12 protein-coding genes and 2 tRNA genes are annotated in these 13,655 nt (G+C 74.2%); 4 read left to right on the top strand and 10 right to left on the bottom strand.

The features are described 5' to 3' along the window. Position 1: 1 nt before the first annotated feature. From murA to leuC, 3 genes are all read right to left on the bottom strand, one after another. Complete coding sequence (gene murA / locus OOT42_RS07230; protein WP_168678439.1) at positions 2-1,318, bottom strand: UDP-N-acetylglucosamine 1-carboxyvinyltransferase; 1,317 nt, start codon at positions 1,316-1,318, stop codon at positions 2-4. 375 nt (positions 1,319-1,693) lie between these two features. Further along, the gene (leuD, locus tag OOT42_RS07225) at positions 1,694-2,353 is read right to left on the bottom strand and encodes a 3-isopropylmalate dehydratase small subunit (RefSeq protein WP_273654204.1); all 660 of its coding nucleotides are present in this window, start codon (positions 2,351-2,353) and stop codon (positions 1,694-1,696) included. A gap of 32 nt (positions 2,354-2,385) precedes the next feature. Further along, positions 2,386-3,840 (bottom strand): 3-isopropylmalate dehydratase large subunit, encoded by a 1,455-nt coding sequence (gene leuC, locus OOT42_RS07220; protein WP_273654203.1) that lies wholly within the window; start codon positions 3,838-3,840, stop codon positions 2,386-2,388. Positions 3,841-3,938: 98 nt separating this feature from the next. Here leuC and OOT42_RS07215 point away from each other — a divergent pair, with 98 nt between their 5' ends. Then, positions 3,939-4,658: an IclR family transcriptional regulator gene (locus OOT42_RS07215; protein WP_124342436.1), complete on the top strand. Its 720-nt coding sequence runs from the start codon at positions 3,939-3,941 to the stop codon at positions 4,656-4,658. 177 nt (positions 4,659-4,835) lie between these two features. On the opposite strand, the gene OOT42_RS07210 is transcribed toward OOT42_RS07215, so the two are convergent. From OOT42_RS07210 to OOT42_RS07190, 5 genes are all read right to left on the bottom strand, one after another. Further along, positions 4,836-4,908, bottom strand: a tRNA-Glu gene (locus OOT42_RS07210). Between the two features lie 95 nt (positions 4,909-5,003). Beyond that, a tRNA-Gln gene (locus OOT42_RS07205) sits at positions 5,004-5,075 on the bottom strand. A gap of 166 nt (positions 5,076-5,241) precedes the next feature. After that, a complete protein-coding gene (locus OOT42_RS07200) occupies positions 5,242-5,688 on the bottom strand; it encodes a DUF6912 family protein (protein ID WP_273654202.1) in 447 nt (148 codons plus the stop codon). 48 nt (positions 5,689-5,736) lie between these two features. Continuing rightward, a complete protein-coding gene (locus tag OOT42_RS07195) occupies positions 5,737-7,005 on the bottom strand; it encodes an AAA family ATPase (protein WP_273654201.1) in 1,269 nt (422 codons plus the stop codon). Positions 7,006-7,008: 3 nt separating this feature from the next. Next, positions 7,009-7,704 carry a hypothetical protein gene (locus OOT42_RS07190; RefSeq protein ID WP_273654200.1) on the bottom strand — a complete coding sequence of 232 codons (696 nt, stop codon included), beginning with the start codon at positions 7,702-7,704 and terminating at the stop codon, positions 7,009-7,011. 118 nt (positions 7,705-7,822) lie between these two features. Between OOT42_RS07190 and OOT42_RS07185 the strand changes: the two genes are divergently transcribed. After that, positions 7,823-8,047: a helix-turn-helix domain-containing protein gene (locus OOT42_RS07185; protein ID WP_273654199.1), complete on the top strand. Its 225-nt coding sequence runs from the start codon at positions 7,823-7,825 to the stop codon at positions 8,045-8,047. 68 nt (positions 8,048-8,115) lie between these two features. Here the strand turns inward: OOT42_RS07185 and OOT42_RS07180 are convergent, their stop codons facing one another. Beyond that, positions 8,116-8,646, bottom strand: a complete 531-nt coding sequence (locus OOT42_RS07180) for a hypothetical protein (RefSeq protein ID WP_273654198.1) — start codon at positions 8,644-8,646, stop codon at positions 8,116-8,118. A 218-nt stretch (positions 8,647-8,864) separates the two neighbouring features. Between OOT42_RS07180 and OOT42_RS07175 the strand changes: the two genes are divergently transcribed. Both OOT42_RS07175 and OOT42_RS07170 read left to right on the top strand, forming a co-directional pair. After that, a complete protein-coding gene (locus OOT42_RS07175; RefSeq protein WP_273654197.1) occupies positions 8,865-10,076 on the top strand; it encodes a LysM peptidoglycan-binding domain-containing protein in 1,212 nt (403 codons plus the stop codon). Further along, positions 10,073-10,747, top strand: a complete 675-nt coding sequence (locus tag OOT42_RS07170; protein WP_273654196.1) for an Rv3235 family protein — start codon at positions 10,073-10,075, stop codon at positions 10,745-10,747. Before OOT42_RS07175 ends, OOT42_RS07170 begins: the two co-directional genes overlap by 4 nt. A gap of 84 nt (positions 10,748-10,831) precedes the next feature. Here OOT42_RS07170 and secA read toward each other — a convergent pair whose 3' ends face one another. After that, on the bottom strand, positions 10,832-13,651 hold the full coding sequence (gene secA / locus OOT42_RS07165; RefSeq protein ID WP_273654195.1) for a preprotein translocase subunit SecA: 2,820 nt from the start codon (positions 13,649-13,651) through the stop codon (positions 10,832-10,834). Positions 13,652-13,655: the final 4 nt, after the last annotated feature.

The raw sequence follows: 13,655 nt of genomic DNA, 5'->3' as shown, positions 1-13,655 counted from the left end.
CTCAGTCGCGGCTGAACTCGGCGCCCAGCGCCTCGAGCTTCTGCGTGAAGCGCTCGTAGCCGCGGTCGATGAGGCTGATGCCCCGGACGGCCGACGTGCCCTTCGCGGTGAGCGCCGCGATGAGGTGGCTGAACCCGCCGCGGAGGTCCGGCACCTCGATGTCGGCCGCGGCGAGCGGCGTCGGGCCGCTGATGACCGCCGAGTGGAAGAAGTTGCGCTGACCGAACCGGCACGGCCGGCCGCCCAGGCACTCCTTGTAGACCTGGATCGTCGCACCCATGCCGACGAGCGCGTCGACGAAGCCGAACCGGTTCTCGTACACCGTCTCGTGCACGATCGACAGGCCCTTCGCCTGCGTGAGCGCGACCACGAGCGGCTGCTGCCAGTCCGTCATGAAGCCGGGGTGGACGTCCGTCTCGAGCGTGATCGACCGCAGGTCGCCGCCCGGATGGAAGAACCGGATGCCGTCGTCGTCGACGTGGAACTCGCCGCCGACCTTGCGGAACGTGTTGAGGAACGTCGTCATCTCGGGCTGCGTCGCGCCGCGGACGTACACGTCGCCGCCCGTCGCGAGCGCGGCCGACGCCCACGACGCCGCCTCGATGCGGTCCGCGAGCGCGGTGTGCTGGAAGCCGACGAGCCGGTCGACGCCCTCGATGCGGATCACGCGGTCGGTGTCGACCGAGATGATCGCGCCCATCTTCTGCAGGACGTTGATGAGGTCCATGATCTCGGGCTCGATCGCCGCGCCCGACAGCTCGGTGATGCCCTCGGCGCGCACCGCCGTCAGCAGCAGCTGCTCGGTCGCGCCCACGCTCGGGTACGGGAGCGCGATCTTGGTGCCCTGCAGGCGGCGCGGTGCACGGATGTGGATGCCGTTGTCCTGCTTGTCCACGACCGCGCCGAACTGCCGCAGGATGTCGAGGTGGAAGTTGATGGGCCGGTCGCCGATGCGGCAGCCGCCCAGGTCGGGGATGAACGCCTCCCCCAGGCGGTGCAGCAGCGGGCCGCAGAACAGGATCGGGATGCGGCTCGAGCCGGCGTGCGCGTCGATGTCGGCGACGTGGGCGCTCTCGACGTCGGTCGGGTCGAGGTGCAGGACGCCCGCGTCGGCGTCGGCGTCGACCTTCACGCCGTGCAGCTCGAGCAGGCCGGTCACCACCGCGACGTCGCGGATCTGCGGGACGTTGCGCAGCACGCTCGGCGTCTCGCCCAGCAGCGCCGCCACCATCGCCTTGGAGACGAAGTTCTTCGCACCGCGGACGGTGATCTCGCCCGACAGGGGGTTGCCCCCGTTGACGTACAGCAGATCGCTCATGGTCCTCATCGTCTCCCACGCCGAGGCGTGCTCCTGACCGGACGCGGGCGCGTCGCGCCTCCCGGCCCCAAACCTTCACAACCGGCCCACCGCGCGCGGGCGACGCCCGCGAGCACAGGGTGGACCCGGCCCGAGGGGAGAACCGCGGCGGTGCGCCCCTTCTTCCCGAGGCCTGAGGCTCACGGTAGCCACCCCAGGGCGAGGATGCGTGACGTTCGTCCCGTTCGCCCCCGGATGCCGGGTCCTCGCCGCACGGACGGGTGGCGCCCGGCCGTCCCCGCCACGGGTCCCGCGACGGTCCGGCCCGGGGATGCGCAGAGGCCGGTGGGCCGTCGTCGACGGGTCCCACCGGCCTCCGGGTCGGGTCAGTCCGGGTCAGTCCGGCCGGCCGATCGTGACCGGCACGGGGCGCGCGGCCTTGATCTCGACGGGCGGCAGGTGCTTCGCCGGGAGCGTGCGCGGGCGCCACGGCTCGCGGGTCTCCTCGAAGGCGCTGATCTCGTCGGCGTGCTGCAGGGTCAGGCCGATGTCGTCGAGGCCCTCCAGCAGGCGCCAGCGGGTGTAGTCGTCGACCTGGAACGGCACCACGACGTCGTCGCACGTGACGGTGCGCGACTCGAGGTCCACGGTCACCTCGGTGCCCGGGCGGGTCTCGAGGATCTTCCAGATGAGCTCGATGTCCTCCTGCGCGACCTGCGCGGCGAGGAGCCCCTGCTTGCCCGAGTTGCCGCGGAAGATGTCGGCGAACCGCGCCGAGATGACGACCCGGAACCCGTAGTCCTTGAGCGCCCACACGGCGTGCTCGCGCGACGATCCGGTGCCGAAGTCCGGACCGGCCACGAGGACCGAGCCGTTCTTGTACGCGTCCTGGTTGAGCAGGAACTCCGGGTCGCCCCGCCAGGCGGCGAACAGCGCGTCCTCGAAGCCCGTGCGCGTCACGCGCTTGAGGTAGACGGCCGGGATGATCTGGTCGGTGTCGACGTTGCTGCGGCGCAGCGGGACCCCGACGCCGGTGTGCTGGGTGAACTTCTCCATGACGGTGCTTCCTTCTGCGATCGCGGGTCGGGTCAGACCGACTGGAGGTCCGTGAGCGGGCTGCCGTCGAAGGCCCTCGGGTCCTCGCCGAGGTCCGAGATCGACGACAGCGTGCCGCGGATGGCGGTGGCGGCGGCGACGAGCGGCGACACGAGGTGCGTGCGCCCGCCCTTGCCCTGCCGGCCCTCGAAGTTGCGGTTCGACGTGGACGCCGAGCGCTCCCCCGGGGCGAGCTGGTCGGGGTTCATGCCCAGGCACATCGAGCAGCCGGCGTTGCGCCACTCCGCACCGAAGTCGAGGAAGATCTTGTCGAGCCCCTCGGCCTCGGCCTGGAGCCGGACGCGGGCAGACGCCGGGACGACGAGGACACGCACGTCGTCGGCCTTGTGCTTGCCCTGGACGACCTTGGCGACCGAGCGCAGGTCCTCGATGCGGCCGTTGGTGCACGAGCCGATGAAGACCGTGTCGACCTTGATCTCGCGCAGCGGCTGACCGGGCGTGAGGCCCATGTACTCGATCGCGCGCTCGGCGGCGACGCGCTCGTTGGCGTCGGCGATCTCCTCGGGCACCGGGACGGCCGCCGACAGCGGCAGGCCCTGGCCCGGGTTGGTGCCCCACGTGACGAACGGCTCGAGGTCGGCCGCCTCGAGCACGACCTCCTCGTCGAAGGTCGCGTCGTCGTCGGTGCGCAGCGTGCGCCAGTACTCCACGGCCGCGTCCCAGTCGGCGCCCTCGGGCGCGTGCGGGCGGCCCTTGAGGTACTCGAACGTGGTCTCGTCGGGCGCGATCATGCCCGCGCGCGCGCCCGCCTCGATCGACATGTTGCAGATCGTCATGCGGGCTTCCATCGACAGCGACCGGATCGCCTCGCCGCGGTACTCCAGGACGTAGCCCTGGCCGCCGCCGGTCCCGATCTTGGCGATGATCGCGAGGATGATGTCCTTGCTGGTCGCGCCGGGCGGCAGCTGACCGTTGACCGTGATCGCCATGGTCTTGAACGGCGCGAGCGGGAGGGTCTGGGTCGCGAGCACGTGCTCGACCTCGCTCGTGCCGATGCCGAACGCGAGCGCGCCGAACGCGCCGTGCGTGGACGTGTGCGAGTCGCCGCAGACGACGGTCAGGCCGGGCTGGGTGAGCCCGAGCTGCGGACCGACCTGGTGGACGATGCCCTGGTCGGCGTCGCCGAGCGAGTGGATGCGGACGCCGAACTCCGCGGCGTTGCGGCGCAGCGTCTCGATCTGGGTGCGGCTCGTCGTGTCGGCGATCGGCCGGTCGATGTCGAGCGTCGGGGTGTTGTGGTCCTCCGTCGCGAGCGTGAGGTCGGGGCGGCGGACCTGGCGCCCGGCCAGCCGCAGCCCCTCGAACGCCTGCGGGCTGGTGACCTCGTGCACCAGGTGCAGGTCGATGTAGAGCAGGTCGGGCGCGCCTTCCGTGCCACGTCGCACGACGTGCGCGTCCCAGACCTTCTCCGCCAACGTGCCGGCCATGTTCTCGGTCCTCTTCTAGTTCGTCCGGGTGGGGGGTGTTCCCGGTTCCTGTTGCCTGCCTGCTTGCGTCTCAGCCTCCGAGACGCCAATATCGACCTATGGACAACTCTAGCGGAGTCGGCGTCCTGGACAAGGCCGCGTCGGTTCTCAGCGCTCTCGAGGCGGGTCCGGCGACCCTCGCACAGCTCGTGACCGCCACCCATCTTGCCCGCCCCACGGCACACCGCCTGGCCGTCGCCCTCGAGCACCACCGGCTCGTCGCGCGCGACATGCAGGGCCGCTTCGTGCTCGGACCGCGCCTGTCCGAGCTCGCGACCGCGGCCGGCGAGGACCGCCTGCTGGCCGCCGCCAGCCCCGTGCTGGCCGCGCTGCGCGACCACACGGGCGAGTCCGCGCAGCTCTACCGCCGCCAGGGCGACATGCGGATCTGCGTCGCCGCGGCCGAGCGCCCGATCGGCCTGCGCGACTCCATCCCGGTCGGCGCGACCCTGACGATGCAGGCCGGCTCTGCCGCGCAGATCCTGCTCGCGTGGGAGGAGCCCGACCGGCTCCACCGCGGCCTGCAGGGCGCCAAGTTCACCGCGACGATCCTGTCCGGCGTCCGCCGCCGCGGCTGGGCGCAGTCGGTGTCCGAGCGCGAGGTCGGCGTCGCGTCCGTGTCCGCCCCCGTGCGCGGGCCGTCGGGCCGCGTCGTCGCCGCGGTGTCCGTCTCCGGGCCGCTCGAGCGCCTCTCGCGCCAGCCCGGACGGCTGCACGCCGCCGCCGTCGTCTCCGCCGCGAACCGCCTCACCGAGGTCCTGCGCCGCACCGCCGAGTGACACCCGCTCCCCCGTCCACGGACCCCCTCGCGAGCCGGCCGCGAGGGGGTCCTCGCGTCTGCGGGCGCGGGCCGGTCACGACGGGGACGCGCGACAGGGGGGTGCGTGGGCGGCCACGGACATGCGCGACACCGGGGACGACGAAGGCCCGGCCACCGAGGTGACCGGGCCTTGACGTACCCCCGACCGGATTCGAACCGGCGCTACCGCCGTGAGAGGGCGGCGTGCTAGGCCGCTACACAACGGGGGCCTATCAGCGCACGAGACCCGTGGGCCTCGCTTACCGAGTGAACACTTTACCCGATCATCCGAGGGACTCGGACCACCGGATCAGCGGTGCTCGCGCTGGGGTACCAGGACTCGAACCTAGACTAACTGAACCAGAATCAGTCGTGCTGCCAATTACACCATACCCCATGGGGTATAACCTCCGGGCTTCCGCACGGGCCGCCCGTAGGCCGCCACGGCGTCTTCCGGACGTCGTACCGGCGGTGAACACTACCCGAGCCCTGGCGTGCCGGTCCAACCGGCCCCTGCTCGGGGCGGCGTTCGTGACGAACACCACGTGGGCGGGGCGGAGCCGTCAGCGCGGGATCTCGCCGAGCTCGGACGCGTCGTACCAGAGCAGGTCGCGCTCCTCGAGCCGCTCACGGGCATCGGCGTCTCCGGCGAGGGCCGCCACGACGTCCGCACGCGCCTCGGGCTCGTCGACGTGGACGCACGCGACGTCGGCGACCTCGACGTCCGCGACGAGCCGGACGGCGCTCGGCGACGCGCCGTCGTCGGCGACGGGCGCGACCGCGGCGTCGGGGACGTCGACCGACACGACGAGCCGCAGGCGCGGGGCGCCCGGGTGCGCGGCGAGGAGCTCGAGCGCGTCGTCGGCCGCGGTGAGCTGCGCGACGAACTCGACCGTCTCGTCGTCCTCGTCGGGCAGCGCGGCCCGCAGCTCGCGGGTCACGGCGTGGGCCGGCCTCGCCGTCAGCGGGCCGGGGATCTCGTCGAGGGTCGCGGGGACGTAGACGCGCACGGGGTCAGTCTGCCCGAGGCTCCACGGCGGCGTCCGCCGACGCCCCGCTCACCGCGCGGCGAGCGCCGCGACGTCGACGGCCGACCGGACGATCGCGTCGACGCGGGCGGCCACCCCCGCCAGCGCCCGCCGCGCGGGTGAACCGGGCACGGCCTCGCGCAGCGTCCGGGCGTCCAGCAGCGCCGCGTCGAGCGCGGGACGGTCGTCCGGCACGAGGTGGGCGTCCGTCACGCCCGCGTACCGCGCGAGCGCGCCGGCCACGGCCTCCCCCGGTCGCGGCCCCGCGACCGACGCACGGACGCGGTTGACGACGACGACGCGCGTCGTGCCGAGCCCGAGGTCCGTGAGCTCACCGAGCCCGCGCACCAGGCGCTGGATCCCGACGGGGTCGGCGGCCCCCACGACCACGACGACGTCGGCGGCCTCGAGCGCGCTGATCGTCGCGCCGTTGCGCTGCGGGGCGCGCGTGTCGAACGTCAGCACCTCGTCGGACTCGAGGCAGAACCCGCAGTCCACGACCGTCCACCGGGCGAGGCCACGCGCGACCGACCAGACAGCGTCGAGCGACGACGCCGGCAGCTCGGGCCAGCGGTCCGCGCGCGAGACGCCCGACAGGACGCGCAGGTCGGGCGCGAGGACGGGAGCCAGCCGCGCGAGGTGGTGCAGGTCCAGCGTGCCCTGCGCCGCGGCGCGCGCGGCCGCCGCGAGACCCGGAGCCTCGTCGAGCAGCCCGACGACCTGCGCGACGCTGCCGCCGTAGGTGTCCGCGTCCACCAGCAGCGTCGTGCCGCTGGCCGCGGCGAGCTCGGCCGCGAGGTTGACGGCCACCGTGGTGCGACCCGGCGCGCCCGTCGGTCCCCAGACCGCGACCACGGCACCGTCGACCTCCCGCGGTGCGACGACCGGCTGCTCGGGCGCGGGCCCCTCCGGTCGGGGACCGGTCGACGCGGGGCGCTCGAGCGCGGCCAGCGCCCCGAGGACGAGCTCGTCCGCACCGGCCTCGTCGGCCGGGGCGTCGGTGAGCACGTCCACGCCGTACGCGCGCATGCGGTCCGCGAGCCACGGCCTCGACGGGTCGCCGACACCCACGACCGTCACGCCCGCGCGGTGCAGCACGTCGACCGACTCCCGGTCGAGCAGGTCGAGGTCGACCGACACGACGGCGATCCGGCCCAGACCGGCCTCCGCCGCCGCGAGCAGCTCGGTCAGGTCGGCGCACCGGCGCGTCACGCTGAGGCGCCCGCCGGTCCCCTCGACGGCCTGGACGATGATCGACTCCGCGGTCCCCCGGACCGCGCACAGCACACCGACCGACACGTCTCAGCCCCCCGAGCCCGGCACGGGCACGACGTCCACGGACCCGGGGCCCGCGAGCGCGCCGAGCACGTCGGCCAGCGCGTCCGACGGCACGAGCACCTGGACCGTGCTCGCACCGCCGACGCTGAACGCCCCGTCGGGCGTGTCGACCTCCGCGACCGTGAGGCCGACCGCGAGCGGGCGCGGCCCTGCCGACGCCGCAGCGTCGCCCGTACCGGCGGACCCGTCCGACGACGCGTCGCCGGTCGGCTCGGGCACGAACCAGAGGTCGACCCGCGCGCCCACGACGAGCGCGCGGGAGGGCGCGTGCTCCAGCGGCACCGCGACCGGCCGGACGTCGGCCTCGGTGGCGTCGCCGAGCGCCGCGCGGGGCACGAGCTCACCCGCGCCCACGACGCGGAGCACCGTGACCTCCTCGGGCAGCGCGCGGTCGGCCCGCAGGTACCCACCGAGGTCCACGGCACCGAGCTGCACGTCCTGGACCAGGAGCGCGCCGGGCTCCACCCGGTCGCCGGGGACGAGCGCCGTGCGCGCGACGTACACGGGCACGGTCGACTGCGCGGACCGCACGGCCCACGACCCGAGCGCGACGGAGCCGGCCACCATCGCGACGCCCGCGAGCAGCCGCGGGTCCCGCCAGCCCGGCCTGCGCAGTCGTGGCGCCACCGGCGCAGGCAGGTCCAGCACGGTCGTCTCCATGGCACTCCCCGGTCGTCGTCGGTCCAGCAGGCGCCCCATCCTGCCGAGACGGCCGGAGACGCGGAGGCATGGTTGTGGACAAACCGGTCGGAGCGCCAGCGCGTGCCAGACTGCGAGCATGGCCTCGAGGTTCCTCACGCTCGCCGACGTCACGGAGATCCTCAACATCTCCGCCCCGCAGGCCTACGCGCTGGTGCGGTCCGGCGAGCTGCCCGCGATCCAGATCGGTGGGCGGGGCGTCTGGCGTGTCGAGGCGACCGAGCTCGAGGGCTACATCCAGCGCATGTACGAGCAGACCCGCGCGCGCAACGCCGCCGAGGCGGCGGCCGACACCGCCGGCTGACGCCGCCCCCCACCCCGCCGCTCACCTCGACCACCGCGGCTCGCGGGCCCGCTCCCGCGCGTCGCGGATCAGCCCGAGCGGACGACCTCGAGCGTGGCGAACGGGACGGCCCACGTCGTGGCGTCGACCGCCGGGCGGACGGTCTCGGTGAGGTCGAGGTGATCGGCACCGACGCGGTCGACCCGACCGACCAGCTCGACGCCCGCTGACCGCACGCGGACGACGGCACGGTCGCGCGCGAGCGCACGGAGCGCGTGCCCGAGCCCCAGCCGCCGCTCGACGACGCCGGGCGCCGGTGCGGCGTGGAGCGTGAGGTCGCCGACCACGACGACGGCCGCGGTCGGGACGAGGGCGCGCTGCACCGGGCCGAGCGCGAGCAGCAGCCACTCGGGTGCCGAGTCGACGAGCGGCCCGCGCAGAGGCTCCCCGTGGGCCGTCCGCACGGTGACGGTCGTGTCGCGTGCCGCACGGAGCCGGTCGACGAGGCCGACGGTCGCACGCTCGGCGCGCGTGAGCTCGGCGACGTCGAGCCGCGTCGCGGCGCCGTGCACGGCGGCGAGCTGCGCCTCCATGTCGTCGAACAGCGCCTCCCACCGCACGGCGACCACGGTAGGGCCGACGCGGGCGGCCGTCGGGTCCGGGGACCGCATCGCGGACAGAGCTGGACGAAGCACGCGCCACTCGGCTACACCTTCAGCCATCAGTCGTCATCAAACCGCATCAAACGACATCCAGGGGGCTCAGCGTGGTCAAGAGCGCACGGACAGCAACGGAGCGCGGCACGGAGGTCGCCCGGCGTCGGCACGGAGCGGCCGTCGTGGCGCTCCTCGGGCTCGCCGTGGCGAGCGTCGTGGCCGGCGCGACGGCGACCCTGCTCGCGCTCCGCACCACCGAGCTCGCCCACGCGGGGACGTGGCGCGTCGACGCCGCCGTCGAGCTGGGGGTCACCGCGGTCGGCGCCCTGGTCGCCGCGTGGCTCGCCGCGTCGGCGGGCGTCGCGCTCGTGTGCTCGACCGCCAGGCTCGCCGGCGCCACCTGGCGGACCGGCGAGCATCTCGTGCAGCGCTGGGCACCCGCCGCGGTCCGCCGCGTGCTCGTCCTCGCGATCGGCGCGGGTGTCGGCCTGGCGGGCGCCACGGGTGCGACGGCTGCCGCACCGGTCGCCCCCGACGGGCCGGTCGCGGTGCGCAGCGCGCCGTCGGACCTCGGCTGGGCGCCCACGACTCCCGCGGCCACGGGGACGTCGGTCGCCTCGCCGACTGCCGTGGCCGGTCCGGTCACCGCCCCCCGGACGACCACCGCGGCCGGGACCGCCAGCGCACCTGGGACGACCACCGCGGCTGGGACCGCCAGCGCACCTGGGACCGCCACCGCCGCCCCGGCCACGACGCCTGGGGCGGCCGCACGAGCGGGGACCACCGTCGCTCCGGGAACGGACGTCACGGTCCCCTCCGGACCGACCGCCCCCGACGCCGCCGCGACCACGTCGGGAGCAGCCCGCGGACCGGGCGAGGCAGCGCCCGTCGGCCCGACCCCCGCGGCGGGCGCGCCCGCCTCGGCGGGTGCCCAGCCGTCGCCCGGCACGGCCGCACCTGGCGCAGGATCCGCCAGCACGACCGCGGGAACGGCGTCGCCCGGCCCGTCGGCGGCCCCGTCGACGGGCGCCACGTCCGCGACGTGGTCGTCCTCGCCCGCGCGCACCGCCCCGGCTGCCGACCTGGCCGCGTCACCCTCCCCCGGCGGAACGGGGGCCAGCGGCACCTCGCCGGGGTCCACGACGACGGCGCACGGCCCCGGGACGGCTCCGGCTGCGACGGACGCCAGGGCCGGCACGGTGACCGTGCAGCCCGGCGACACCCTGTGGAGCATCGCCGAGCGCCACCTGCCCGCGGGCGCGGACGACGCGACGATCGCCCGGACGTGGCCGCGCTGGTACGCGGCCAACATGGCGGTGGTCGGCGACGACCCCGACGTGCTCGTCCCCGGCCAGGTGCTCGTCGTCCCGACCGACGGGACGGTGGCCCCGTGAGCGCGGTGCTGATGGACGGCACCGCCGCCGAGCGTGTGTTCGCACGCGCCGAGCCGGACCCGGCGGCGGCGCGGGCGCGCGCCACGACCCGACCCCGCACGGCGCGCCCACAGCCCGGCGGCCGCGGCACCCCCGCGGGCACGGCGGGGCTCGACGCCGACGCACCGGCGCGGGAGGCGGGGCCGCGGGCACGGCTCGTGCGTGCGGCCGAGACCCTCGCGGCCGCCCGTGCCGCAGGGCCGCACCACGTCGCACCCCCGACGCTCGCGCTCCGGCTCGACGTGCTGCGGGCCCAGGACCGCACGCCCGTCCTCGACGCGGCCGACGAGGACCGCGGGGCGGTCCCGGACCACGATCCGGGCGTGCTCGCGGGCCGCATCGCGCTCGCCGCGGTCGAGGCGCTCGGAGGGCGTCGTCCGCTCGCACAGCTCGCGCGGTGGCTGACCCCGGGCGTGCTCCAGGCGGTGCAGGTCCGCGCCGCGCTGACGCTGCGGGTCCGCGGGACGTCGAGCCGGGCGCCGCAGGTGCGCCGCGTGCGCGCGTGCGCGGTCGACGAGCACACGCTCGAGGCGGCCGTCGTGGTCGAGGACGGGCCCGTCGTGCGGGCCGTTGCCCTGCGGCTGGAGACGCATCGGGGCGCCTGGCGCGCGACCGTGCTGGAGATCGGCTGACGCCGCGGCGGCGCGACGTCGAGCCCCCGCAGACGACGGGACCGGCCGACCCCGTGGGGGTCAGCCGGTCCCGTCGGTCGTGCGTCAGCCCTTGCGCTGCTGGCGCTGCGCCTTGCGGCGCGCCTCGCGGTTCGTCCCCGCGGCGGGCGCGTCGCCGGACCGGCCCGCGGCGGGCGAGCCTCCGTCCCGGCGCGTCGTCGTGCCGGCGTCGCCGTCGACGGACGGGGCCGAGTACTGCAGCGGGACCCGACGGTCGGGGCCGTCGAGGCCCTTCGCGACGAGCCGGCCGGGGGTCGGACCGTCGGCCACGCTCCGCGGGCCGTCAGCAACCGCAGGCGCGGGTCCGGCGGCGGCTGCGGTCTGCGCGGCGGAGTCCGCCGTGACGACGGGCGCGTCCTCGGTGGGAGCGACCTGCACCTCGAGGTTGAAGAGGTACCCGACGGTCTCCTCCTTGATGGCGTCGGTCATCGCGTTGAAGAGCTGGTAGCCCTCGCGCTGGTACTCGACCAGCGGGTCGCGCTGCGCCATCGCCCGCAGACCGATGCCCTCCTTGAGGTAGTCCATCTCGTAGAGGTGCTCGCGCCACTTGCGGTCGAGGACGGAGAGCGTGACGCGCCGCTCGAGCTGGCGCATGTTCTCCGACCCGATCGTGGCCTCCCGGTCGGCGTACGCGTGCTCCGCGTCCGAGAGGATCTCGCGCTCGACGAGCTCCCGCGTGAGGCGCTGGGCACCGCCGGCCTCCTCGACGACCTCCTCGGGCGTGATCGTGACCGGGTAGACCGCCTTGAGCGCGGTCCACAGCGCCTCGAGGTCCCAGTCCTCCGGGCGCCCCTCGGCGGTCGCACCGCCGATGTACGCCGACAGCACGTCGTTGCGGAAGTGCTTGACCTGCTCGTGCAGGTCCTCGCCCTCGAGCACGCGGCGACGCTGGTCGTAGATGACCTCGCGCTGGCGGGACATGACGTCGTCGTACTTGAGGACGTTCTTGCGGATCTCGAAGTTGCGCGACTCGACCTGGGCCTGCGCGGACTGGATGCCGCGCGTGACCATCTTCGACTCGAGCGGCATGTCCTCGGGGAAGCCGGCGCGCGTCATCATCGACTCGGCGAGGCCCGAGTTGAACAGGCGCATGAGGTCGTCCTGCATCGACAGGTAGAACCGGGACTCCCCCGGGTCGCCCTGCCGGCCGGAACGTCCGCGCAGCTGGTTGTCGATGCGGCGCGACTCGTGGCGCTCGGTGCCGAGCACGTACAGGCCGCCGAGCTCGACGACCTCGTCGTGCTCCGCCGCGACCGCGCTCTTCGCCTTCTCGAGCGCGCCCGGCCACGCGGCCTCGTACTCCTCCGCGTTCTCTGCGGGGTCGAGCCCGCGCGCGGCGAGGTCGGCGACGGCCATGAACTCCGCGTTGCCGCCGAGCATGATGTCGGTGCCTCGGCCGGCCATGTTGGTCGCGACCGTCACGGCGCCCTTGCGGCCCGCCTGCGCGACGATCGCGGCCTCGCGCGCGTGCTGCTTGGCGTTGAGGACCTCGTGCGGGACGCCCTGCTTGCGCAGCTTGGACGACAGCAGCTCGCTCTTCTCGACGCTCGTCGTGCCGACGAGGACCGGCTGGCCCTTCGCGTGCCGCTCGACGATGTCCGCGACGACGGCGTCGAACTTGCCGTCCTCGCTCTTGTAGACGAAGTCCTTCTGGTCGATGCGCTGCATCGGACGGTTCGTCGGGATCGGCACGACGCCGAGCTTGTACGTGCCCTGGAACTCGGCGGCCTCGGTCTCGGCCGTACCGGTCATGCCCGAGAGCTTGGCGTACAGGCGGAAGTAGTTCTGCAGCGTGATCGTGGCGAGCGTCTGGTTCTCCGCCTTGATCGTCACGCCCTCCTTGGCCTCGATGGCCTGGTGCATGCCCTCGTTGTAGCGGCGGCCCGGGAGGATGCGGCCCGTGTGCTCGTCGACGATGAGGACCTCGCCGTTCATCACGACGTAGTCCTTGTCGCGCTTGAACAGCTCCTTCGCCTTGATGGCGTTGTTGAGGAAGCCGATGAGCGGGGTGTTGAGCGACTCGTAGAGGTTGTCGATGCCGAGGTAGTCCTCGACGCGTGCGATGCCGGGCTCGAGGACGCCGACGGTGCGCTTCTTCTCGTCGACCTCGTAGTCACGCTCGGGCTGCAGGCGACGCACGACCTTGGCGAACTCGCCGTACCAGCGGTTCGCGTCGCCCGACGCGGGGCCGGAGATGATGAGCGGCGTGCGGGCCTCGTCGATGAGGATCGAGTCGACCTCGTCGACGATCGCGAAGTTGTGGCCGCGCTGCACGAGCTCGTCGACGCTCCACGCCATGTTGTCGCGCAGGTAGTCGAAGCCGAACTCGTTGTTCGTGCCGTAGGTGATGTCGGCGGCGTACTGCTCGCGACGCTGCGCGGGCTGCTGCGACGACAGGATGACGCCGGTCGTCAGGCCGAGGAACCGGTAGACGCGCCCCATGAGCTCGGACTGGTACTCGGCGAGGTAGTCGTTGACGGTGACGACGTGCACGCCCTTGCCGGACAGCGCGTTGAGGTACGCGGGCGCGGTCGCGACGAGCGTCTTGCCCTCACCGGTCTTCATCTCGGCGATGTTGCCGAGGTGCAGCGCCGCGCCGCCCATGAGCTGGACGTCGAAGTGGCGCTGCCCCAGCGTGCGACGGGCGGCCTCGCGCACCGCTGCGAACGCCTCGGCGAGGAGGTCGTCGAGCGACTCGCCGTCGGCGAGACGGGCGCGGAAGCGGTCGGTCTCCTCGCGGAGCTCCGCGTCGGACAGCGACGTGAAGCTGTCCTCCAGGGCGTTGACCTGCTGGGCGATGCCGGACAGCTTCTTGAGGACGCGGCCCTCACCGAGCCGGAGGACCTTGTCGACGATCGTGGGCACGCGC

The organism is Cellulomonas fimi (assembly GCF_028583725.1).
In the GTDB taxonomy this organism is placed as follows: Bacteria; Actinomycetota; Actinomycetes; order Actinomycetales; family Cellulomonadaceae; genus Cellulomonas; species Cellulomonas fimi_B.
Note: the sequence above shows the minus strand (reverse complement) of the source record. Positions and strands in the feature narration are given on the sequence as shown.

What these genes read in the sequence shown, in the direction of transcription:
- leuC (WP_273654203.1), bottom strand. Translation starts at nt 3,840, where the DNA reads ATGGCCGGCACGTTGGCGGAGAAGGTCTGGGACGCGCACGTCGTGCGA.
- leuD (WP_273654204.1), bottom strand. Translation starts at nt 2,353, where the DNA reads ATGGAGAAGTTCACCCAGCACACCGGCGTCGGGGTCCCGCTGCGCCGC.
- OOT42_RS07215 (WP_124342436.1), top strand. Translation starts at nt 3,939, where the DNA reads ATGGACAACTCTAGCGGAGTCGGCGTCCTGGACAAGGCCGCGTCGGTT.
- OOT42_RS07190 (WP_273654200.1), bottom strand. Translation starts at nt 7,704, where the DNA reads ATGGAGACGACCGTGCTGGACCTGCCTGCGCCGGTGGCGCCACGACTG.
- OOT42_RS07185 (WP_273654199.1), top strand. Translation starts at nt 7,823, where the DNA reads ATGGCCTCGAGGTTCCTCACGCTCGCCGACGTCACGGAGATCCTCAAC.
- murA (WP_168678439.1), bottom strand. Translation starts at nt 1,318, where the DNA reads ATGAGCGATCTGCTGTACGTCAACGGGGGCAACCCCCTGTCGGGCGAG.